We start from the raw sequence: 22,523 nt of genomic DNA, 5'->3' as shown, positions 1-22,523 counted from the left end.
CACACTTGACCGAGTTCCAGCATGAGAATGCGGACAAATGTGGGAGCGGGCTTGCTCGCGAAGGGCGCGACTCGATTACAGCTCTACAACAACAGCCTTCGAAGCACGAGTGGCCTTGGCCCGAGCCGCTTCAATCGACTCATCCCGCGCCAACGCCACACCCATCCGCCGCTGACCATTCACTTCCGGCTTGCCAAACAGGCGCAGCGCCGTGTCCGGCTCGCTCAAGGCCGCGCCCAGGTTGGCGAATGCGGTCTGGGTCGACTGCCCTTCCACCAGAATCACCGCCGAAGCCGAAGGCCCGAACTGACGGATCAACGGAATCGGCAGGCCGAGAATCGCGCGAGCGTGCAAGGCGAACTGCGACAGGTCCTGGGAAATCAGGGTCACCAAGCCCGTGTCATGGGGACGCGGCGACACTTCGCTGAACCACACCTGGTCACCCTTGATGAACAGCTCCACGCCAAACAGACCACGGCCACCCAAGGCCTCGGTCACCGCCTTGGCAACGCGCTCGGATTCGGCCAGGGCAATCGGGCTCATGGCCTGTGGCTGCCAGGATTCCTGGTAATCGCCCTTCTCCTGACGATGGCCAACCGGTGCGCAGAAGGTGGTGCCGCCAATGTGGCGCACGGTCAGCAAGGTGATTTCGTAGTCGAAGTCGATAAAGCCTTCGATGATTACCCGGCCTTTACCGGCCCGCCCGCCTTCCTGGGCGTAATCCCAGGCTTTCTGCACGTCATCGGCACTGCGCAGCAGGCTCTGGCCCTTGCCCGACGAACTCATCACCGGCTTGACCACGCAGGGGAAGCCCAGGTCTTGCACGGCCTTGCTGTAGTCTTCGAAGGTATCGGCGAAGTGGTACGGCGAGGTGGGCAGGTCCAGTTCTTCGGCGGCCAGGCGACGGATGCCCTCGCGGTTCATGGTCAGCGAAGTGGCACGCGCCGTCGGGATCACGGTGAAGCCTTCGGCCTCCAGTTCCACCAGCGTGGCAGTGGCGATGGCCTCGATTTCCGGCACGATGAAGTGCGGCTTCTCGGCCTCGATCACGGCACGCAGGGCGGCACCATCAAGCATGTTGATCACGTGGCTACGGTGCGCAACCTGCATGGCAGGAGCGTTGGCGTAGCGATCCACGGCAATCACTTCAACGCCCAGGCGTTGCAGTTCGATTACCACTTCCTTGCCCAGCTCACCGCAGCCACACAGCAAAACGCGGGTCGCGGTTGGCGACAATGGAGTTCCGATTCGGGTCATCTCAGGTCCTCAGGGGAGCGGATCATGGGGAGAAAGGCCGGCATTTTACATGAACTGTAAAAATTGGCCTCAGTTGACGACGGCGCGCTTGCGCACGCGCCAGGCCATGACCAGCCACACCACCGTGACCCCGGCGAACTTCGACACCAGCGCCGTGCCGGCCACGGCTGGGGTGAGCGCACCGATCAGGCCGAAGAAGATAAAGGTATCGAGGGGAATGCTCAGCGCCGAACTGATCCACAACCGGTCGTGGAGCGGGCGCTTGGTGATGCTGAACACCAGCCAGTCGATGCACTCGGACACCGCGAACGCCGTGGCGCTGGCCAAGGCAATGGCTGGGTCGGACGTCACATACGACAGCACCAGCGCCGCCAGCATGGCGACGATTGCGCCGTGGCCGAAGCGGGTTTGCACCATGTCGCGCAGGATAAACACCAGGCCACCCCAGGCGGACCAGATGACATCCAGGTGCGGGGCGGTGGAGAAGGCGAAGTTGATCAGCACGACGCTGCTGATGTAGGCGATCAGGAAGAGCATGGGAAAGTGGACCTGTGGGTTATGCCGCACAGGGTACTTCACAATTGGAAATATGTCGTCTGCGAGGGCCCCTTCGCGAGCAAGCCCGCTCCCACATTTGGAGCGAGTTCCTACAGGAAAAACGCGGTCAACTGTGGGAGCGGGCTTGCTCGCGAAAGCGATCTATCAGGCGCTAGATTTCCCAGAAACCATAAACACCATCCCCCCCGCCACCGCCCGCTCATGACACAACCCCAACACCACCCGGCGCTCGGCATTGTCCATGCGCCCCCAGCGCGTGATCTCATCCACCGTACGCTGGCAACCAGTACAGATATCGTCGTCATCCAGCGCGCAAATACTCACGCACGGCGAGGCAACGGGGCGTTCGATCGGGTTCATTCTTCCTGCTCAACCAAGTCACGCCCATAACGCTGGGCATTGTGCACATAGTGCGCAGCGCTGGCTTCGAGCATCTTCTTCTGCGCTTCGGTCAACTCACGCACCACCTTGCCCGGCGAGCCCATCACCAGCGAACCGTCAGGAATCTCCTTGCCTTCGCCGATCAGCGAGTTGGCGCCGATGATGCAATGCTTGCCGATCTTGGCGCCGTTGAGGATGACGGCATTGATACCGATCAGGCTGTAGTCGTCCACCGTGCAGCCATGCAGCATCGCGTTATGGCCGATGGTCACGCCGGTGCCCAGGGTCAGCGGGTAGCCCATGTCGGTGTGCATCACGCTGCCGTCCTGCACGTTGCTGTTCTTGCCGATCAGGATCAGTTCGTTGTCGCCACGCAACACCGCGTTGAACCAGACGTTGGCGCCCTCCTCCAGCTTGACCTTGCCCACCAGCGTGGCATTGGGGGCCACCCAGCTGTTGGGGTGCGTCTCGACGCGGGCGTCGCCCAGGCGGTATTTCATGGTTTTTCCTCACGGCTCGCCATTCAAACGATGGCTTAGATATTGATGAAGCTTTTCGGTGGCTGGTGCAGGCTGATCTTGGCGTCGTCATAGAGCAGGTTAATCAACTCGACGATCATGATCGCCGTCAGGCCCCAGATCTTGTATTCACCAAACCGATAGCTGGGCACGTACCAACTGCGGCCCTGGTAATCGATCCGGTGGGTATGTTCGCGCGGGTCCTGTCGGAAAAACTCCAAGGGCACGCTGAACACGGCGGCAATCTCGGCATCGTTGGCCAGGTATTCGACGTAATCGGGGATCACCCCGACGTAGGGCGTCACCCGGATGCCATGCAGGGAAATCAACGGGCTCAACGGGCCAATGACTTCCACCAGGCCGGGCGGCAAGCCGATTTCTTCTTCGGCCTCACGCAGCGCGGTGAAAATCAGGTCCGGGTCTTCGGGATCGCGGCGCCCGCCGGGGAAGGCCACTTCGCCGCCATGGGTCGACAGGCCGCTGGCGCGCAGGGTCAGGATCAGCTCAGGTTCGTCACTACGGGTAATCGGCACCAGCACCGCGGCCTCGGGGAAACGCCCGTCGGTCTCCAGGGTGTGGGGAGTGTGATTGCTTACCCGGCGAAGTAGCTCGTCCAGCATGAGTCATCTCGGTCTGTTGGCTACCTTGCATCATGCACCAAAGCGTGCGGGCGCCCAACCCCAAAACCCGGGGGCTGTCGCTAAACGACAACTTGTTGCAGCGCCCTGCCCGCCAAGCCAAGATAGGCGCACTTTCCAGGAACCCCAGCATGAATTTCTGCAGCCAGTGCGGTAAACCGGTTACCCAACGCATCCCCGAAGGCGACGGCCGCCTGCGTTTTGTGTGCGATCACTGCTCGACCATTCACTACCAGAACCCCAATATCGTCGCTGGCACCGTGCCGGTATGGGGCGACAAAGTGCTGCTGTGCCGCCGCGCCATCGAACCGCGCCTGGGTTACTGGACCCTGCCCGCCGGCTTCATGGAAAACGGCGAGACCGTCGAACAGGCCGCCGCCCGCGAAACCCTGGAAGAAGCCTGCGCGCGCGTGCGCAACCTGAGCATCTACACCCTGATCGACGTACCGCACATCAACCAGGTGCACATCTTCTACCGCGCCGAACTGGTGGACCTGGACTTCGCCGCCGGCCCCGAAAGCCTTGAAGTGCAGCTATTCGACGAAGCCGACATCCCTTGGTCCGAGCTGGCTTTCCGCACGGTCGGGCGTACCTTAGAATGCTTTTTCGCTGACCGTCGGCAACAGCAGTTTCCGGTACGCAGCGAAGCGGTGCCGCCGATGATGCCATCGCCCAAATAACACTCCAGGCTGCACCTTTTTTTCAGGGAAGTCGTTTCAATGCGTCTGTTGCTCGCCCTTATCTGCCTGTCGTTCGCTACCTTGTCATCAGCCTCCACGGTGGACACCCTCGGCGGCAAAACCGTCGAAAAAGTCCTGGTCCTCAAGTCTGCCCACCAGTTGCAACTGATAAACGACGGCAAGCCCCTCAAGACCTACCGCATTTCCCTCGGCAAGAACCCCAAGGGCCACAAGCTGATCGAAGGCGACCGCCGCACGCCAGAAGGCCTGTACTGGCTCGACTGGCGCAAGACCAGCGACCGCTTCAACCTGGCCATGCACATTTCCTACCCCAATATCAGCGACGCCGCCCGCGCCCGCCGCGAAGGCGTGAAGCCCGGCAGCATGATAATGATCCACGGCACGCCCGACACCGAGGAATACCCTGAACAGTGGTTCCACACCCTGGACTGGACCGACGGCTGCATCGGCATGCGCAACGTGGATATGCGTGAGGTCTGGAACCTGGTCAAGGACGGCACGCTGATCGAGATCCGCCCGTAATCGCCTACCGTTCGTAAAATAATTCAAAAAAAATTCTCCTGCCCGAACACGCCTGCCGGTGAATACCAGTTCACCGCGCCGGGCTGCACGGTTCTGCGCGCAATAAAGACCTATCTAATACCACTTGATACCAGGCCCCATTACAGGGCTCTAAAACCTTGGCCCGCACCGTTTTGGCTGCATTGACATGGTATTTAAGTGGTATTAATTTCCGGCCATTACCGGGCGACAACACTCCAATAACCGCATCGGAAACCCAACAGATGAACCCTATCCTGGCCCTGCGCCCCGACGACACCCAATCCACGCCGCTGTACCTGCAATTGGCGCGCAAACTGGAAGCGGCAATCCATGCCGGCCAGTGGACGTCCGAGCAGGCACTGCCGTCAGAACGCGTACTCAGCGAGCAATTGAGCATCTCGCGCGTGACCGCGCGCAAGGCATTGGAAGTGCTGTTTGCCCAAGGCCTGATCCGCCGCAATCAAGGCTCCGGCACCTATATTTCGCCACGGTTGGAACAGCCGCTGTCGCGCCTGTCGGGCTTCAGCGAAATGCTGCGGCTCAAGGGCTTTGTACCCAGCTCCCAATGGCTGGAACGAGAACTGACCCAGCCGACCCACGAAGAGATGATCCGCCTGGGGCTGTCGCCCGCCGACAAAGTGGCTCGCCTCAAGCGCTTGCGTAAGGCCGATGACACGGTAATGGCCATTGAAATGACCACCATGCCCGCCTCGGTGTTGCCACAGCCACAAGCCATCGGCCACTCGCTGTACGAGTACCTGGAAGGCATCGGCAAACCGGTGGTGCGCGCCCTGCAGCACATCCAGGCGATCAATGCCTCGGACGAGTTCGCCAAGCTGGTGGGCATCGCCCCCGGCACCGCCATGCTGCTGATGACCCGGGTCGGCTACACCGCCGACAACACGCCGATCGAAATCACCGACACCTACTGCCGCAACGACTACTACGACTTCGTCGCAGAACTGCGCCGCCACGACTATTCCGCCGAACTGCGAATTTAGAGAACTGCCCATGTCCGAAGACAACATCCTCACGCCCAGCGGCTGGATTCGCGGCCGCCTGGTGCACGAACACGGCAAGGTAATCGCCATCGACGGCACACCTTGCGACCCGGCCGACAACGATTTGCCCTACCTGCTGCCGGGCTTTATCGACCTGCACGTACACGGCGGGGGCGGCAAGGACATCATGGAAGGCTTCGCCGCCTTCGAGACCATTACCCGCACCCATGTGCGCTTTGGCACCACGTCGTTGCTGGCCACCACCATGACTGCGCCGGTGGAGGAAATCTCCCACGTGCTCGGCCAACTCGGCACCTTTTGCGAGCAACGCCCTACAGGCTGCGCCCGCGTACTCGGCGTGCACCTGGAAGGGCCCTACATCAATCCAGGAAAACTCGGTGCCCAACCCAACTTCGCCCACACCGCGCTGATGGATGAAGTGGACGCCTACCTGCGCCTTGCGCCGATCCGCGTCATCACCATCGCGCCGGAAATCGCCGGCCATGACGCGTTGATCCGCACCCTCAGCCAACGCGGCGTGCGCATGCAGATCGGCCACACCCTGGGCAGCTATGAAGAAGGCGTCGCCGCCCTCGCCGCCGGCGCCACCAGCTTCACCCACTTGTACAACGCCATGAGCCCGCTGCATCACCGCGAGCCGGGCATCGTCGGCGCCGCGTTGGCCCACGCCAAGTACGCCGAGTTGATCCCCGACTTGCTGCACGTGCACCCCGGCGCCATGCGCGTGGCCTTGCGCGCGATCCCATGTTTGTACTGCGTCACCGATTCCACCGCCGCCGCCGGCATGCCCGACGGTGAATACAAGTTGGGCAGCCACACCGTGACCAAATGCCTGGGCGGCGTACGCCTGGCCGACGGCACCCTGGCCGGCAGCACCCTGACCATGGATCAGGCGCTGCGCAACCTGGTGAAAATCGGCCTGCCGATCAGCGAAGCCTCACAACGCCTGTCGCAATTTCCTGCGGACTACCTGGGCCTGGAAGAACGCGGCCGCCTGCAACCCGGCAGCTTTGCCGACTGCGTGCGCCTGGACCGCTCCCTGCAACTCACCGACGTAATGGTCGAAGGAGAAACCATTGACTTCAAAAATGCTTGAAGAGGCCTTGGCCTCCTGCGACGCCGTCGCGGCCCAACTGCAACGCCTGGAACCACAGCTGGCAGAAATCGCCGGCCGGCTGCGCCGCCAACCGCCGCAAGTGGCGATGACCATCGCGCGCGGCAGTTCGGACCACGCCGCCAGCTACTTTGCCTACCTGGCGATGCAGCACGTGGGCATCCCGGTGGCGTCGTTGCCGATGTCGGTGGTGACCTTGTTGCAGGCGCCGATGAAAGTCAGCGGGCAGGTCGCGTTCGGTTTCTCCCAGTCAGGCCAAAGCCCGGACCTGGTCAACAGCCTGCGCCTGCTGCGCAAACGCGGCGCGTTGAGCATCTCGTTGGTGAATGCCGAAGACTCACCGCTGGAAGCCGCCTGCGAGTTCCACCTGCCGCTGTGCGCCGGCCCGGAACAGAGCGTGGCGGCGACCAAAAGCTTTATCGCCACCCTCAGCGCCAGCGCGTTGTTGGTCGGCCACTGGAACGCCGAAGCCAACTTGCTGCAAGCCTGCCAGGCGCTGCCCGACGGCCTGCGCGAAGCGGCCAAGCAGGACTGGAGCGCCGCCATCGACGCCCTGCGCGGCTGCCAGCAACTGATGGTGATCGGCCGTGGCGCCGGGTTTGCCATCGCCCAGGAAGCCGCGCTCAAGCTCAAGGAAACCTCGGCGATCCAGGCCGAAGCCTTCAGCAGCGCCGAAGTGCGCCACGGGCCGATGGCGTTGATTGGCGCCGACTACCCGCTGCTGGTCTTCGCCCCACGCGGCGCCGAGCAGGCCGGCCTGTTGAGCCTCGCCGCCGACATGCGCCAACGCGGCGCCCGCGTATTGCTGGCCGCGCCGGACGATATCGCCGAGCGCGACTTGACCCTGAGCCGCGCCGAACACCCGAGCCTGGACCCGATCCTGGCGATCCAAAGCTTTTACGTCATGGCTGCAGGTCTGGCGGTCGCCCGGGGCATGAACCCGGACCAACCGCGCCACCTGAGCAAAGTCACCCGCACTCACTGAGTCGGTTGCCGTGTTTTCCTGATGAGTACCGTGCCGATGTCCTACAACAATAATGAATTGACCCTCAGCGCCCCGTTAAGCGGGCCGGTGCTGGCCCTGGGCAACGTGCCCGACGAAGTGTTCGCCAGTGGCGCCATGGGCGACGGCATTGCCATCGACCCGCTGAACGACTGCCTGCACGCCCCCTGTGACGGCGTAATCATCCACGTCGCCCGCACCGGGCACGCGCTGACGATTCGTGCCGACAACGGTGCCGAAGTGCTGATGCATGTGGGCATCGACACGGTGGAGTTGAACGGCGAAGGGTTTGCGTTGTTGGTCAAGGACGGCGCGCGGGTGCGTGAGGGGCAGGCGCTGGTGCAGTTCGATCTGGACCGGATTGCGCGGCAGTGCAAAAGCCTGGTCAGCCTTTTCATTCTCACGAACGGCGAGCACTTTGAGCTTCGGTCGGTGGCGGGAAATACCGTCAAGGTCGGTGAGCCGTTACTGCAGATCGTTGCACGCTCGGCGGCTGCCCTTCAGGCGTCTGTGGATAACTCCACGGCCGAAGCCAGCGCCCGCGTGCGCATCACTCATCGCGGTGGCCTGCATGCGCGCCCGGCGGCGTTGATTCGCAAGACCGCCCAGGGTTTCAGCAGCCAGGCACAACTGCACTTCGCCGGCAAGTCGGCCGCGTGTGACAGCCTGATCGGCTTGCTCGGATTGGGCATTGGCGAAGGTGACGAGGTGCGTGTCACCTGCCGTGGCAAGGATTGCGAGGCGGCGCTGCACGCCTTGGTCGCTGCGCTTTCAGTGGCCGCTGGCGAAGAACCGCACGCGCCGATGGTGGTCGCACCTCGCCGCGCGAATAGCGAAGCCGGTGTATTGCAGGGTGTCTGCGCGGCGCCCGGCCTGGTGTGCGGGCCCCTGGTGCGCCTGACCGGCATCGACCTGCCACAAGACACCGGCCAGCATTCGGCCGACGAACAACTGCAACAGTTGGACGTTGCACTGGAACAGGTGCGCAGCGAAATCCGCAGCACCCTCGCCCATGCCCGCCAGCGCAAGCACGTCGAAGAAGAAGAGATCTTCGCCGCCCACCTCGCCCTGCTGGAAGACCCGGCACTGTTGGACGCAGCCACCCGCGCCGTCGAACTGGGCAGCGCCGCCACCCACGCCTGGCGCGATACGCTCCAGGCCCAGTGCGAGGTCTTGCTGGGCCTGGGCAAACCGCTGTTTGCCGAGCGCGCCAATGACCTGCGCGACCTGCAACAGCGGGTGCTGCGCGCCTTGCTGGGCGAAGCCTGGCACTTCGAGTTGCCGGCCGGGGCGATTGTCAGCGCCCATGAACTGACCCCATCGGATTTGTTGCAGTTAAGCGCGCAACAGGCCGCTGGCATCTGCATGGCCGAAGGCGGCGCGACGTCCCACGTGGCGATCCTGGCTCGCGGCAAGGGTCTGCCCTGTGTGGTGGCGCTGGGCAGCGAAGTGCTCGATGTGCCCCAGGGCCAACGCGTGGTACTGGACGCCGCCAATGGCCGCCTGGAGCTGGCCCCCAGCGCGGCGCGCCACGCCGAGGTGCACCAGATTCGTGACGCGCAACAACTGCGTCGTCAGCAGCAACACGCCCAAGCCCGCCAACCGGCGCGCACCACCGATGGTGTGAGTATTGAAGTGGCCGCCAACGTCGCCTCCAGCGCCGAAGCCGAAGTGGCGTACGAAAACGGCGCTGACGGCGTCGGCCTGCTGCGCACCGAATTCCTCTTCGTCGACCGCCGCACCGCGCCGGATGAACAGGAGCAACGCCAGGCCTATCAAGCCGTGCTGGATGCCATGGGCGACAAGACCGTAATCATCCGCACCATCGACGTGGGTGGCGACAAACAGCTCGACTATCTGCCGCTGCCGATCGAAGCCAATCCGGTGCTGGGTTTGCGCGGGATTCGCATGGCCCAGGTGCGGCCAGAACTGCTCGATCAGCAACTGCGCGCGCTGCTGCAAGTCTCGCCGCTGGCGCGTTGCCGCATCCTGCTGCCGATGGTCAGCGAAGTGGATGAGCTGCTGCAGATCCGCCAGCGCCTGGACGAACTCTGCATCGAGCTGGAACTGACCCAGCGCCCGGAACTTGGGGTGATGATTGAAGTACCCGCCGCCGCGCTGCTGGCCGAGCAGTTGGCCAAGCATGCGGACTTCCTCTCCATCGGCACCAACGACCTGTCCCAGTACACCCTGGCCATGGACCGCGACCACGCCGGCCTCGCCGCTCGCGTCGATGCCTTGCACCCGGCGCTGCTGCGGCTGATCGCGCAGACCTGCGCGGGCGCGGCCAAGCATGGGCGTTGGGTCGGCGTGTGCGGCGCCCTCGCCTCCGACCCGCTGGCCACGCCGGTGCTGATCGGCCTGGGCGTCAGCGAGCTGTCGGTGAGCCCGCCGCAGATCGGTGAAATCAAGGACCGCGTCCGCCACCTGGACGCGGCGCAATGCCGGCAACTGAGCCAGGGCCTGCTCGACCTGAGCAGCGCCAAGGCCGTGCGCCAAGCCTGTCAACACCACTGGCCGCTGAGCTGACAACAACAAGAAAAAAGGAGACACGCCATGTACCAACATTTCATCGAAGGCCTGCAACGCCTCGGCCGCGCGCTGATGCTGCCGATTGCGATCCTGCCCATCGCCGGCCTGCTGCTGCGCCTGGGCGATACCGATCTGCTGAACATTGCGGTGATGCACGACGCCGGTCAGGCGATCTTCGCCAACCTGGCGCTGATCTTTGCAATCGGCATTGCCGTAGGGTTTGCCCGCGACAACAACGGCACGGCGGGTCTGGCCGGGGCGATTGGTTACCTGGTGATGATCTCTACGCTCAAGGTGATGGACACCACCATCAACATGGGCATGCTCGCCGGTATCGCCAGCGGCCTGATGGCGGGCGGGCTGTATAACCGCTTCAAGGACATCAAGCTGCCGGAGTACCTGGCGTTTTTTGGTGGGCGACGCTTTGTGCCGATTGTCACCGGCTTCAGCGCGGTCGGGCTGGGGGTGATCTTTGGCTTGATCTGGCCGCCGATCCAGCACGGCATCAACAGTTTCGGCGTGCTGCTGATGGAGAGCGGCAGCCTCGGTGCATTCGTGTTTGGTGTGTTCAACCGCCTGCTGATCGTCACCGGGCTGCACCATATCCTCAACAATATGGCGTGGTTTGTGTTTGGCAGCTTTACCGATCCACTGACTGGCGCGGTGGTGACCGGCGACCTCACCCGTTACTTTGCCGGCGATCCGAAAGGCGGCCAGTTCATGACCGGCATGTTCCCGGTGATGTTGTTCGGCCTGCCTGCAGCGTGTTTGGCGATGTACCGCAATGCGCTGCCGGAGCGGCGCAAGGTGATGGGCGGGATTTTCCTGTCGATGGCGCTGACCTCGTTCTTGACTGGGGTGACCGAGCCGATTGAGTTTGCGTTCATGTTCCTCGCGCCGTTCCTGTACTTGATCCATGCGCTGCTTACCGGGCTGTCGATGGCTGTCACCAACCTGTTGAATATCCACCTCGGGTTTACCTTCTCCGGTGGGTTTATCGACATGGTGCTGGGTTGGGGCAAGTCCACCAATGGCTGGCTGGTGTTCCCGGTGGGGTTGGCGTATGCGCTGATTTATTACAGCGTGTTCAGCTACTGCATTCGCCGGTTCAATCTGAAGACGCCGGGGCGTGAGGATATCCAGGTGGTGCAGGCCGAGGTGATGACGGATAACCAGCGGGCCACGGCCTATATCCAGGCGCTGGGGGGGGCCGCGAACTTGCTGAGTGTGGGCGCCTGTACGACACGTCTGCGCCTGGACATGGTGGATCGCAATAAAGCAGTCGATGCGGACTTGAAAGCGTTGGGCGCCATGGCTGTTGTAAGGCCGGGGAATGGCGGGAGTTTGCAGGTGGTGGTCGGGCCGATGGCCGATAGCATTGCCGATGAGATTCGCTTGGCGATGCCTTCATTTGTCGCCAGTGCGCCGGTGATGGTGGCGCCTGTGGATAAGCCGGTGACGGTGAATGTGCAGGAAGCCGAGAAGTGGCTGAACGCCTTGGGTGGACGGGCAAATGTGCGCCAGCTGGAAGCCGTGGCGATGACGCGGTTGCGGGTGGAGCTGGGGGATGATTCGGTGTTGTCCGAAGCTGACCTGACTGCACTGGGTTGCCAAGGTGTGAGCCAACTGGACAGCGGCGTTTGGCACTTGCTGATTGGCGACAAGGCTTCGGGGTTGGGTGAGGCGTTGGAGCGGTTGGTCAGTGGTCGGCAGGTTGGGGCTGGGGCTTAACGCGTCAGTGCCTGGGCCGGCCCCTTCGCGGGCAAGCCCGCTCCCACATTTTTGATCTGTGAATACATTCAAAACTGTGGGAGCTGGCTTGCCTGCGATGAGGCCCTACGCTGTTGCGCTTCGTAATGGCGCGTCTGAAATGGCATCAACGCCTGCGCCTTCAAACCCAACCCCTCACTAAGTCCCCAAGACACGGCCAACTCATCACGTCGACTGCGCAACGCAACAGTGCCCAGCGGTTTCACATACGGTTTGGAAGCCGATGCCGAAAACAGCTCAAGCGCTTCCAGCGCCTCGAGAACCCGGCTATCCGTAACACACGAAAAGCGCGTAAAACGCTCAAGCAGATACCCTGCGCGACGCACCTCCAACTCACTGGAGTGGCCATCCAGAAGGTTTCTCACTTCGCCCACAAGGTTCACATCCGAGTACCACACAGCCTTCGCGGCACTCACGAGAGCGTCGTCGTCAGCCTGATTCAGCGGATTTTTAACCAGTGTGTCCAAGGCGGACGAGAGGACGGGACCGTTAATAGGCTTCGCCATCTGCAGTCTCCAGTTATTCGTGCAAGATATTGGTCAGAATAGTTTTAGGCGGCTCTTTGTTGCCAACATACATATCAATCGCCTGCGATGCCAGCCGACGGAGCTCAGTGGTCACTATGAAGCCCGCCCTGAGCAACGCCATGATGTCACTCACGTCCTGCTCTGTAGCTCTACTCAACTTTGAGATAGCAATATCGATAGGTGCCGCGATATGCAGATGCAGCACGGATTCAAGCGGAAAGTCTTCCAGTGGGATGCTTCGCTCCCAATAGTCTACGTGAAGCGGACCAAAACCGGTGTTGTATTGAAGGTCATAGTTCAGCTCCATGACACGGCCAGAGTGCTCATCGAAAAACTGTTCGGGAAACTCTGCCAGTAGGGTTTGAAGGCGCAGTGTATTTCGACAATCCGAGGAATAAATCTCCGCATCCACATCCGTGGAAATACGATGGTGCGTATATAAGTGAACAGCGCAGCCGCCGAAGACAATCACCTTGACAGCCCCCGGCTTGGCGCCCTCAAGTATCAACTCCTCTTCGATGGACTTGAACATCGCAACCAAAGCTCGCCCTAGTGAAGTACTTGTCTTGATGCGCGGAACGACGGTACCTGGTAATGCCATCATTGAATGTCAAACCCGTAAGCCATGTTGCTGGACGGGCCTTGAATTCAGATCCCGATCACTGAACCGACAGCGACCGATAAAGGCTATTGAGGCAGGTTCCGAGGGACAACCTGAAAGGCTTGTCGGAAAGGTCTGAAGCGCCTGTACGGACGCCATCGCGGGCAAGCCCGCTCCCACATTTTTGATCGGTGAATACATTCAAAACTGTGGGAGCTGGCTTGCCTGCGATGCGGCCCTCACAGCCAACAAAAAACCCGCTGGCCAAACTGGCCCAGCGGGTTTCTTGTTTTTGCAGCGTACGAATCAGAAATCCGCCAACTGCCACACTTCATAAGCCGGTGTCTCATAGGGGTGGCTGAGTTTCAAAGCGGCCACAACAGCCACGATCAATTCATCCGCCACCACCAACTCCACCTTCCATTCTTCAACCACTTCAACCTGGCCCACTTGCCCGATAAACGGCTGGCTGCCGTCCATCGCGCGGAATTGGCCCTGGCCCAGCACTTGCCAGGCGCAGTTGTCGTAGCTGCCGATGCGCCCGCCACCCGCTGCAAAGACGGCGGTTTTCACCGTCTCCACATGGCTTGCGGGCACAAAGAAGGCGAGCTTGTACACCGTCTTAGTTCACCCACACGCGAGCGTTACGGAACATGCGCATCCACGCGCCGTCTTCGTTCCACTCTTCCGGGCGCCACGAGTTCTGCACGGCGCGGAAGACACGCTCCGGGTGCGGCATCATGATGGTGACGCGACCGTCGCGGCTGGTGAGGCCGGTGATCCCGCGCGGCGAGCCGTTCGGGTTGGCCGGGTAGGTCTCGGTGACCTTGCCGTGGTTGTCGACGAAACGCATGGCCACGCAACCGGACAGGTCGGCTTCGAGCAACGCTTCTTCGCTTTCGAACTCGGCATGGCCTTCACCGTGGGCGATGGCGATTGGCATGCGCGAACCGGCCATGCCTTGCAGGAAGATCGAGTTGGATTCCTGCACCTGCACCATGGCGACACGGGCTTCGAACTGCTCGGAACGGTTGCGCACAAAGTGCGGCCAGAACTCGCTGCCCGGGATCAGTTCGCTAAGGTTGGACATCATCTGGCAACCGTTGCACACACCCAGGGTGAAGCTGTCGTTGCGCTCGAAGAAGCCTTGGAACGCGTCGCGGGCACGGCTGTTGAACAGGGCCGACTTGGCCCAGCCTTCACCGGCACCCAGCACGTCGCCGTAGGAGAAACCACCGCAGGCCACCAGGCCTTTGTACTCGTTGAGGTCAACGCGACCGGCGAGGATGTCGCTCATGTGCACGTCGATCGCATTGAAGCCCGCACGGTCGAACGCAGCCGCCATTTCCACCTGGCCATTGACGCCCTGCTCACGCAGTACGGCAACCTGTGGGCGGATGCCTTTCTTGATGTAAGGCGCGGCGATGTCCTGGTTGACGTCGAAGCTGAGCTTGGTGCTCAGGCCCGGGTTGTCTTCTTCCAGGATCACGTCGAATTCCTGCTCGGCGCACTCCACGTTGTCGCGCAGACGCTGGATCTGGTAGCTGGTCTCGGCCCACTGGCGTTGCAGCAGGCGGCGCTGGCCGGCAAACACGGTATCGCCATTGAACGAGATATTGATCTCGCCGTTGTTGATCGGCTGGCCAATCACCGCCACGCAATCGTCCAGGCCAGCAGCGCTGAACTGTGCGAGTACGTCTGGAGTAGCGTCCTGGCGAACCTGGATCACCGCGCCCAACTCTTCGTTGAACAGGATGCCGTTGATCTCGGATGCATCCTCGGCAACGCTGTCGAGCACGATGTTCAGGCCGCAGTGACCGGCGAAGGCCATCTCGACCACGCTGGTCAGCAAGCCACCGTCGGAACGGTCGTGGTAAGCCAGCAGGTGGCCGTCGGCGTTGAGGCCCTGGATCACGGCGAAGAAGGCCTTGAGGTCTTCAGCGTCATCGACGTCCGGGGCCTGGCTGCCGAGCTTGCCATGGGTTTGCGCCAGAATGGACGCGCCCATGCGGTTCTGGCCACGGCCCAGGTCGATCAGGATCAGGTCGGTGGTGCCCTTGTCCATGCGCAGTTGCGGGGTCAGGGTCTGGCGGATGTCGGTGACCGGCGCGAAACCGGTAACGATCAGCGACAGCGGCGAAGTGACGCTCTTGTCGGTGCCGTCTTCGTTCCAACGGGTGGCCATGGACATGGAGTCCTTGCCCACCGGAATGGTGATACCCAGCTCCGGGCACAGTTCCATGCCGACCGCTTTGACGGTGTCGTACAGGCGCGCATCTTCACCCGGGTGACCGGCAGCGGACATCCAGTTGGCCGACAGTTTGATGTCAGACAATTTACCGATGCGCGACGCCGCGATGTTGGTGAGGGTTTCACCAATCGCCATGCGGCCCGACGCCGGGGCGTCCAGCAAGGCCAGCGGCGTACGCTCGCCCATGGCCATGGCTTCACCGGTGTAGACGTCGAAGCTGGTGGCGGTGACGGCAACGTCGGCCACCGGCACCTGCCACGGGCCGACCATTTGGTCACGGGCAACCAGGCCGGTGATGGTGCGGTCGCCGATGGTAATAAGGAAGCTTTTGCTCGCCACGGCCGGGTGGTGCAGCACGCGTTCGATGCTGTCGGCCAGTTCCAGCGTGCTTGGGTCGAAATCATCGCCCAGCTCGGCTTCACGCACGGCCGAACGGTGCATGCGCGGGGCTTTGCCCAGCAGCACTTCCAGCGGCATGTCCACCGGGCTGTTGCCGAAGTGGCTGTCGGTGACGGTCAGCTGTGGTTCGGCAGTGGCTTCGCCGACCACGGCAAACGGGCAACGCTCGCGTTCGCAGATGGCCTGGAAGCGTGCGAAGTCTTCAGCGCCGACTGCCAGAACATAACGCTCCTGGGATTCGTTGCTCCAGATTTCGTGCGGGGCCATGCCCGGCTCGTCGTTTGGAATGTTGCGCAGTTCGAAACGGCCACCACGCTCGCCATCGTTGACCAGTTCCGGGAAGGCGTTGGACAAACCGCCCGCGCCGACGTCGTGGATGAAGCTGATCGGGTTCTTGTCACCCAACTGCCAGCAACGGTCGATGACTTCCTGGCAGCGACGTTCCATCTCTGGGTTTTCGCGCTGTACGGAAGCGAAGTCCAGGTCTGCCGAGCTGGTGCCGGTGGCCATGGAAGAAGCGGCGCCGCCGCCCAGGCCGATCAACATCGCCGGGCCGCCGAGCACGATCAGCTTGGAGCCGACCAGGATCTCGCCTTTCTTGACGTGTTCTTCACGGATGTTGCCCATGCCGCCAGCCAACATGATTGGCTTGTGGTAGCCGCGCACTTCATCGCCACGCGGGGTGGTGATGGACTGTTCAAAGGTACGGAAGTAGCCGGTCAGCGCCGGACGACCGAACTCGTTGTTGAACGCGGCGCCGCCCAGCGGGCCTTCGATCATGATGTCCAGCGCAGTAACGATGCGCTCAGGCTTGCCGTACGGCACTTCCCACGGCTGTTCGAAGCCCGGGATCTGCAGGTTGGACACGGTGAAACCGGTCAGGCCTGCCTTTGGCTTGGCGCCACGGCCGGTGGCACCTTCGTCGCGGATCTCGCCGCCGGAACCGGTGGCTGCGCCCGGGAACGGGGCAATCGCGGTCGGGTGGTTGTGGGTCTCGACCTTCATCAGGATGTGCACCGGCTCCTGCACCGCGCCGTACTGGCGGGTTTCAGGGTCCGGGAAGAAACGGCCGGCGACGGAGCCGACGATGACCGAGGCGTTGTCCTTATAAGCCGACAGAACGCCTTCGCTGTGCATCACGTAGGTGTTCTTAATCATGCCGAACAGGCTTTTTTCCTGGCTTTCGCCGTCGATGTCCCAACTGGCGTTGAAGATCTTGTGACGGCAGTGCTCGGAGTTGGCCTGGGCGAACATCATCAGTTCGATGTCGTGCGGGTTGCGCTGCAAGCCGTTGAAGGCATTGACCAGGTAGTCGATCTCGTCGTCGGCCAGGGCCAGGCCGAGTTCGGTGTTGGCCTTCTCGAGGGCGGCGCGGCCGCCACCGAGCACGTCAATCGCGGTCAGCGGCTTGGGTTCGGCGTGGCTGAACAGGCCGGCAGCCTGTTCCAGCTGGCTGACGATGATCTGGGTCATGCGGTCGTGCAGGCTGCTGGCGATCAGCTCGGCTTCGGCATCGCTGAACTGGCCAGCGACATAGAAGGCGATACCGCGTTCCAGGCGCTGGATTTTTTCCAGGCCGCAGTTGCGGGCGATATCGCTGGCCTTGCTCGACCAGGGCGAGATGGTGCCGAACCGTGGCAGAACCAGGAACAAGCGGCCGGTCGGCTCTTGAACGGGAACGCTTGGGCCGTACTTCAGAAGGCGTGCCAGCACTTGCTGTTCGTCGGCGGTCAAGACGCCGGTGGCTTCGGCGAAGTGAGCAAATTCAGCATACAGGCCTGTAACCGCTGGAACCTTCTGGCTCAGTTGTTCAAGGAGTTTGCTGTGGCGAAAGGCAGAAAGGGCAGGAGCGCCGCGCAGGATCAACATCTTCGGGACAGCCTCGGGAAGGGGTGTGCTTTGAGGCCGTGCATTCTAGCGTAAACCGTCGCCAACGGCACCCGAAACGGCACCGCTGGCCGCTGCCGAACGTCAGTTGGCCGGGTTTGCACGCTATCGGGGCAAAATCCGCGCGATGTCGCGCAGTTATTTTAACCGTCACAATCCCTCGCCAAGCCCCATTTCTGCGGGCTGCAGCACGCTTTGCCGGCGTCTAGCAGACAACGCCAACGCTGTCGAGATATGGCGCCGTGGGCCGTTTGCGTATACTGCGCAGATGTTCTCCCCAACTGCTTTGCGCCCGCGATGTGCCAAATGGCTCTTCGCAACCGGACTCTTCCTGCTGCTCAGCGCCTGTGTTGATAAACCCAGCACGCTCGAGCGAATCAAGGAGGATGGCGTATTGCGGGTGATTACCCGGAACAGCCCGGCGACGTATTTCCAGGACCGCAACGGTGAAACCGGTTTCGAATACGAACTGGTCAAGCGCTTTGCCGATGACCTGGGCGTCAAGCTGGAGATCGAGACCGCCGACAACCTCGATGACCTGTTCGGCCAGTTGGGCAAGACCAACGGCCCGGTGCTGGCTGCCGCTGGCTTGGTCAGCAGCGAGCAGCGCCAGCAGCAAGTGCGTTTCTCCCATCCTTACCTGGAAGTAACCCCGCAGATCATCTACCGCAATGGCCAGTCCCGCCCGACGAACGCGGCGGACCTGGTGGGCAAGAAGATCATGGTGCTCAAGGGCAGCACCCACGCCGAACAACTGGCGGCGCTTAAACAGCAGAATCCTGCGATTGAATACGAAGAATCCGACGCCGTTGAGGTGGTCGACCTGCTGCGCATGGTGGACGAAGGGCAAATCGACCTGACCCTGGTGGACTCCAACGAAGTGGCGATGAACCAGGTGTACTTCCCCAACGTGCGCGTAGCGTTCGACCTCGGCAACGCGAGCAACCAGAGCTGGGCCGTGGCCGCCGGTGAAGACAACAGCCTGCTCAACGAAATCAACAGCTACCTGGACAAGGTCGAGAAGAACGGCACCTTGCAGCGTCTGAAAGATCGCTATTACGGGCACGTCGATGTACTCGGCTACGTAGGTGCCTACACCTTCGCCCAGCATTTGCAGCAGCGCCTGCCCAAGTACGAGAAGCACTTCCGCGCCTATGCCAAGGAAGAAAAGGTCGATTGGCGCCTATTGGCCGCCATCGGCTATCAGGAATCGCTGTGGCAACCGGCCGTCACCTCCAAGACCGGCGTGCGTGGCCTGATGATGCTGACCCAGAACACCGCCCAGGCCATGGGCGTGTCCAACCGCCTGGACCCCAAGCAAAGCATCATGGGGGGCGCCAAGTACCTGGCCCGGATCAAAAGTGAACTGGACGACAGCATCGCCGAGCCGGATCGCACCTGGTTCGCCCTCGCCGCCTACAACGTCGGCGGCGGCCATCTGGAAGATGCGCGCACCCTGGCCAAGCGTGAAGGCCTGAACCCGAACAAGTGGCTGGATGTGAAGAAGATGCTGCCACGCCTGTCGCAGAAGCAGTGGTACAGCAAGACCCGCTACGGCTATGCCCGTGGTGGCGAGCCGGTGCACTTTGTGGCGAACATCCGGCGCTACTACGACATTTTGACCTGGGTGACCCAGCCCCAGCTGGAAGGCAACCAGGTGGTCGAAGGCAACTTGCATGTGCCGGGTGTGGACAAGACCAAGCCGCCAGAAGACAACCCGAAATTGTAAGCACACCACAAAACCCCTGTGGGAGCGGGCTTGTGTGGGAGCGGGCTTGCTCGCGAAAGCGGTGGGTCAGCCAGCTCATCTGTTTCTGATACACCGCGTTCGCGAGCAAGCCCGCTCCCACATGTGAATCTTCATTTGGTTTAGAGGCCGGTGAGCAGGTGAACCACGCCGCCCGTCAACACCATCACCCCCGGCACGCCAGCCGCCTTAAGCGCTGCGGCATCCACCCGCCCCGCATCCTGCAACTGCACCCTCACCCGCGTCAGCGCCACACGCTGCTGCGACTTGAGGTTATCCGCGCCACCCAACGCCTTCACCACCTCGGCCGACAACAACCCCGGCGTTGCCAGCGTCTCGGCCACCAGGTCCGGCGTCAGGGCCTTCCAGAACGCCCGCTGTAATTTCTCGAACATGCTCAAAGCTCCACGACAGGTGAGGTTTCAACGGTGGCCGCGTGGTACTGGCGCAGGGCCTCACGCACTTGCGCGGCTTCTTCCAGGCCCAGCACCTGGCGGGCGATGATCTGGCAGTCCGCCAGGTCCAGATCGCGCACGGTGGCCTTGATGGTGGGGATCAACGGCACGCTGACCGACAACTCATCCACCCCCAGCCCAAGCAACACCGGCACCGCCAGCGCTTCGGAGGCCAATGCGCCACACACACCGACCCACTTGCCGTGGGCATGGGCGGCCTTGACCGTGGTGGCGATCAGGCGCAGCACCGCCGGGTGAAAACTGTCGGCCTGGCTGGCCAGGCGCGGGTGGTCGCGGTCCATCGCCAGGGTGTATTGGGTCAGGTCATTGGTGCCGATGGAGAAGAAATCCACATGGGGCGCGAACACATCCGCCATCAGGGCAGCGGACGGGACTTCGATCATGATGCCCAGCTTGGGCAGCTCGGTGAGCCCGAGCGCCAGCGCTTCCTCCTGAAGAATCGTGCGCGCCTGGTGCAGCTCGGACAGCAGGCTGACCATCGGCAACATGATGTGCAGGCGCGCAAACCCGGCACTGGCGAGGATTGCGCGGAACTGTTCGCGCAGCAGCTGCGGGCGTTCCAGGCACAGGCGAATGCCGCGCAGGCCAAGGAAGGGGTTGGTCTCGGCGGCCATCGGCACATAGGCCAGCGGCTTGTCGCCGCCAACGTCCAGGGTGCGCACCACCAGGTTGCGCTCGCTGCCCAGGGCACGGGCGATCTCGGTGTAGGTCGCCGCTTGTTCTTCGGGGCTTGGCGCGCGGTTGCGGTCCAGGTAGAGGAATTCGGAGCGCAGCAGGCCGACGCCCTCACCGCCCAACGTCAATGACTGCTCCACCTCTTGCAGCGAGGCGACGTTGGCGCTGACGTCGACGTGATGACCATCGCGGGTCGTCGCCGGCAAGGCCGCCTGCGCCACCTCGCGTTGACGTCGCAGGATGTGCTGTTGACGCGCCGTTTCCAGCTGTTCGATTTCAGCCAGGTCCGGGTCCAGGTGCAGTTCGCCTTTGTCGGCATCCAGCAGCACCTGCTTGCCATTGGCCAGCGACAGCACCTGCAACGGCACGCCACAAATCGCCGGCAAGCCCAGGGCGCGGGCGAGGATCGCGACATGGCTGGTAGCACCGCCACCAACAGTGACAAACCCCAGGACCTTGCGCGTATCGAGGCTGGCGGTTTGCGACGGCGTGAGTTGTTCAGCGATCAGGACCGCCCGCTCCGGCAAGTCCCAGGCGCTGTCTTGAATGCCCAGGATCAGCTTGAGCACGCGCTGGCCGACATCAGCCAAGTCTGCCGCACGTTCGGCGATCAACGCATTGCCCAGGCCCTGGAACAGTTTGACGGTGGCGAGCGTGGCGCCGTTCCAGGCAAAGGCGGCGCTCTTGCCTTGCGCCAGCAGGTCGTGGGCGTGTTCCAGCAGGGTCGGATCTTCGAGCAACTCCTGGTGGGCGCGGAAAATCTGCGCCTGGGCGCTGCCGCTGGCCTTGTCTTGCAAGGCTTGCAGCGCTTCGCTTGCCGCCAGCAGGCCGCGCTGCAAAGCGCCACGCTCGGCCGCTTCACCGCTGCCCAGCTCCGTGATGTTCAACGCGGGCTCGGTCACTTGCACCACCTGGCCAAACGCCGAGCCCGGCGATGCGCACACGCCGCGCAACAACGTCGACGACGCCGGTTCAATCACTTCAGCCGGTGCCGCGACCGTCTCGCCGCAACCGTCAGCCAACAACGCCACCAATGCCTTGATCGCGGCCTCGGCATCCGCTCCCGCCGCGCTCACTTGCAACGTGTCGCCGTGCACGGTTTGCAGCGCCATGATCGCCACCAGCGACTTGGCATTGGCACTCTGGGTTTGCTTGTGCAGGTAGATGCTCGCGTTGAACCCCTTGGCCGCCTGGGCCAACACCGCCGCCGGACGTGCGTGCAGGCCGTTGGCGTTGGGCAGGGTCAGCGGCTTGGAGAACAGCGCATCGCCCTCCTCCTCATCCACTGCCTCGACCGCCGAGGCTGGGGATAACTGCAACAGCGGCTGGCCCATCTCGACCAGACCGTTCGCCAGCAAGGTGAACGGCTCGCCACTGACCACCAGCATCAGCGTCAGCAAACTGCGCGCATTGAGCGCCACGTAGTCGGCATCGAATTCGATCAACGCTTGCCCGGCTTCCACCTGCTGGCCTTCCTGCACCAAGCGGGTAAAGCCTTTGCCGGCGAGGCTCACGGTGTCCAGGCCGATGTGCAGCAGCACCTGCACGCCGTGCTCATTGGTGATGCTGACGGCATGCCCACTGTCCTGGATATTGCTTATCACCCCGGCCAACGGCGCGCAGAGGGTCTGCGAGGTCGGGTCGATACACAGGCCGTCGCCGATCAGGCGGCTGGAGAATACCGGATCGGGCACCGAGTCCAGCGCCAGCAGTACACCGGACAGCGGTGCCAGCAGTTCCAGGGGTTGAGTTGTGGTCATGACTTCACCTGTTGTTTTGTTCTGTAAACATCATCGATTGGATACAAATCCCTCGGGCGGCGGAGATCAACATGTGGGAGCGGCGGTGCGACGATTCGACTTGCTCGCGAATGCGGTGTGTCAGTCACCGAATACATAGCTGATACACCGCATTCGCGAGCAA

At 62.5% G+C, this 22,523-nt stretch carries 19 protein-coding genes; 8 read left to right on the top strand and 11 right to left on the bottom strand.

From position 1 onward, the window contains the following. Positions 1–75 precede the first annotated feature (75 nt). The 5 genes from purT to NUV89_RS03665 form a co-directional block, all read right to left on the bottom strand. Entirely contained in the window at positions 76–1,257 is a 1,182-nt protein-coding gene (purT, locus tag NUV89_RS03685) for a formate-dependent phosphoribosylglycinamide formyltransferase (protein ID WP_017139720.1), read from the bottom strand. A 69-nt stretch (positions 1,258–1,326) separates the two neighbouring features. Further along, positions 1,327–1,794, bottom strand: coding sequence for a VUT family protein (locus NUV89_RS03680; RefSeq protein WP_257780333.1), 468 nt, complete (start codon positions 1,792–1,794; stop codon positions 1,327–1,329). A gap of 165 nt (positions 1,795–1,959) precedes the next feature. Beyond that, the gene (locus NUV89_RS03675) at positions 1,960–2,175 is read right to left on the bottom strand and encodes a DUF1289 domain-containing protein (RefSeq protein ID WP_257780332.1); all 216 of its coding nucleotides are present in this window, start codon (positions 2,173–2,175) and stop codon (positions 1,960–1,962) included. Then, positions 2,172–2,696 (bottom strand): gamma carbonic anhydrase family protein, encoded by a 525-nt coding sequence (locus NUV89_RS03670; RefSeq protein WP_257780331.1) that lies wholly within the window; start codon positions 2,694–2,696, stop codon positions 2,172–2,174. Before NUV89_RS03670 ends, NUV89_RS03675 begins: the two co-directional genes overlap by 4 nt. Before the next feature lie 35 nt (positions 2,697–2,731). Next, positions 2,732–3,334: a CoA pyrophosphatase gene (locus NUV89_RS03665; protein WP_017736785.1), complete on the bottom strand. Its 603-nt coding sequence runs from the start codon at positions 3,332–3,334 to the stop codon at positions 2,732–2,734. A gap of 149 nt (positions 3,335–3,483) precedes the next feature. Between NUV89_RS03665 and NUV89_RS03660 the strand changes: the two genes are divergently transcribed. From NUV89_RS03660 to nagE, 7 genes are all read left to right on the top strand, one after another. Then, complete coding sequence (locus NUV89_RS03660) at positions 3,484–4,032, top strand: NUDIX hydrolase (RefSeq protein ID WP_124525033.1); 549 nt, start codon at positions 3,484–3,486, stop codon at positions 4,030–4,032. A gap of 39 nt (positions 4,033–4,071) precedes the next feature. After that, positions 4,072–4,575: a murein L,D-transpeptidase family protein gene (locus NUV89_RS03655; protein ID WP_257780330.1), complete on the top strand. Its 504-nt coding sequence runs from the start codon at positions 4,072–4,074 to the stop codon at positions 4,573–4,575. Positions 4,576–4,838: 263 nt separating this feature from the next. Beyond that, entirely contained in the window at positions 4,839–5,597 is a 759-nt protein-coding gene (locus NUV89_RS03650) for a GntR family transcriptional regulator (RefSeq protein ID WP_257780329.1), read from the top strand. Between the two features lie 10 nt (positions 5,598–5,607). Continuing rightward, positions 5,608–6,714 carry an N-acetylglucosamine-6-phosphate deacetylase gene (gene nagA / locus NUV89_RS03645; protein ID WP_257780328.1) on the top strand — a complete coding sequence of 369 codons (1,107 nt, stop codon included), beginning with the start codon at positions 5,608–5,610 and terminating at the stop codon, positions 6,712–6,714. Then, on the top strand, positions 6,707–7,717 hold the full coding sequence (locus NUV89_RS03640) for an SIS domain-containing protein (RefSeq protein ID WP_257780334.1): 1,011 nt from the start codon (positions 6,707–6,709) through the stop codon (positions 7,715–7,717). The genes nagA and NUV89_RS03640 overlap by 8 nt, the downstream gene beginning before the upstream one ends. 36 nt (positions 7,718–7,753) lie before the next feature. Further along, positions 7,754–10,264 (top strand): phosphoenolpyruvate--protein phosphotransferase, encoded by a 2,511-nt coding sequence (ptsP, locus tag NUV89_RS03635; RefSeq protein ID WP_257780327.1) that lies wholly within the window; start codon positions 7,754–7,756, stop codon positions 10,262–10,264. A 27-nt stretch (positions 10,265–10,291) separates the two neighbouring features. After that, positions 10,292–11,998: an N-acetylglucosamine-specific PTS transporter subunit IIBC gene (gene nagE, locus NUV89_RS03630; RefSeq protein ID WP_257780326.1), complete on the top strand. Its 1,707-nt coding sequence runs from the start codon at positions 10,292–10,294 to the stop codon at positions 11,996–11,998. Positions 11,999–12,066: 68 nt separating this feature from the next. On the opposite strand, the gene NUV89_RS03625 is transcribed toward nagE, so the two are convergent. The 4 genes from NUV89_RS03625 to purL all read right to left on the bottom strand — a co-directional run bounded on the left by NUV89_RS03625 (position 12,067) and on the right by purL (position 17,684). Then, complete coding sequence (locus NUV89_RS03625) at positions 12,067–12,543, bottom strand: hypothetical protein (RefSeq protein ID WP_257780325.1); 477 nt, start codon at positions 12,541–12,543, stop codon at positions 12,067–12,069. A 13-nt stretch (positions 12,544–12,556) separates the two neighbouring features. Further along, positions 12,557–13,168 (bottom strand): DUF6036 family nucleotidyltransferase, encoded by a 612-nt coding sequence (locus tag NUV89_RS03620; protein WP_257780324.1) that lies wholly within the window; start codon positions 13,166–13,168, stop codon positions 12,557–12,559. 303 nt (positions 13,169–13,471) lie between these two features. Next, positions 13,472–13,783, bottom strand: a complete 312-nt coding sequence (locus NUV89_RS03615; RefSeq protein ID WP_257780323.1) for an NGG1p interacting factor NIF3 — start codon at positions 13,781–13,783, stop codon at positions 13,472–13,474. Positions 13,784–13,787: 4 nt separating this feature from the next. Continuing rightward, positions 13,788–17,684, bottom strand: a complete 3,897-nt coding sequence (purL, locus tag NUV89_RS03610; RefSeq protein ID WP_257780322.1) for a phosphoribosylformylglycinamidine synthase — start codon at positions 17,682–17,684, stop codon at positions 13,788–13,790. Between the two features lie 286 nt (positions 17,685–17,970). On the opposite strand from purL, the gene mltF reads away from it, so the two are divergent. Further along, positions 17,971–19,431 carry a membrane-bound lytic murein transglycosylase MltF gene (gene mltF, locus NUV89_RS03605; protein WP_257780321.1) on the top strand — a complete coding sequence of 487 codons (1,461 nt, stop codon included), beginning with the start codon at positions 17,971–17,973 and terminating at the stop codon, positions 19,429–19,431. Positions 19,432–19,571: 140 nt separating this feature from the next. Here the strand turns inward: mltF and NUV89_RS03600 are convergent, their stop codons facing one another. After that, positions 19,572–19,844, bottom strand: a complete 273-nt coding sequence (locus NUV89_RS03600; protein WP_257780320.1) for a PTS transporter subunit EIIB — start codon at positions 19,842–19,844, stop codon at positions 19,572–19,574. A 2-nt stretch (positions 19,845–19,846) separates the two neighbouring features. Further along, positions 19,847–22,360 carry a phosphoenolpyruvate--protein phosphotransferase gene (gene ptsP, locus NUV89_RS03595; protein ID WP_257780319.1) on the bottom strand — a complete coding sequence of 838 codons (2,514 nt, stop codon included), beginning with the start codon at positions 22,358–22,360 and terminating at the stop codon, positions 19,847–19,849. Between the last annotated feature and the right edge of the window lie 163 nt (positions 22,361–22,523).

The sequence above is a fragment of the Pseudomonas sp. 18.1.10 genome (genome assembly GCF_024655625.1).
GTDB lineage: Bacteria > Pseudomonadota > Gammaproteobacteria > Pseudomonadales > Pseudomonadaceae > Aquipseudomonas.
The sequence above is the reverse complement of the archived record's forward strand: the minus strand, read 5'-3'. Positions and strand labels throughout refer to the sequence as shown.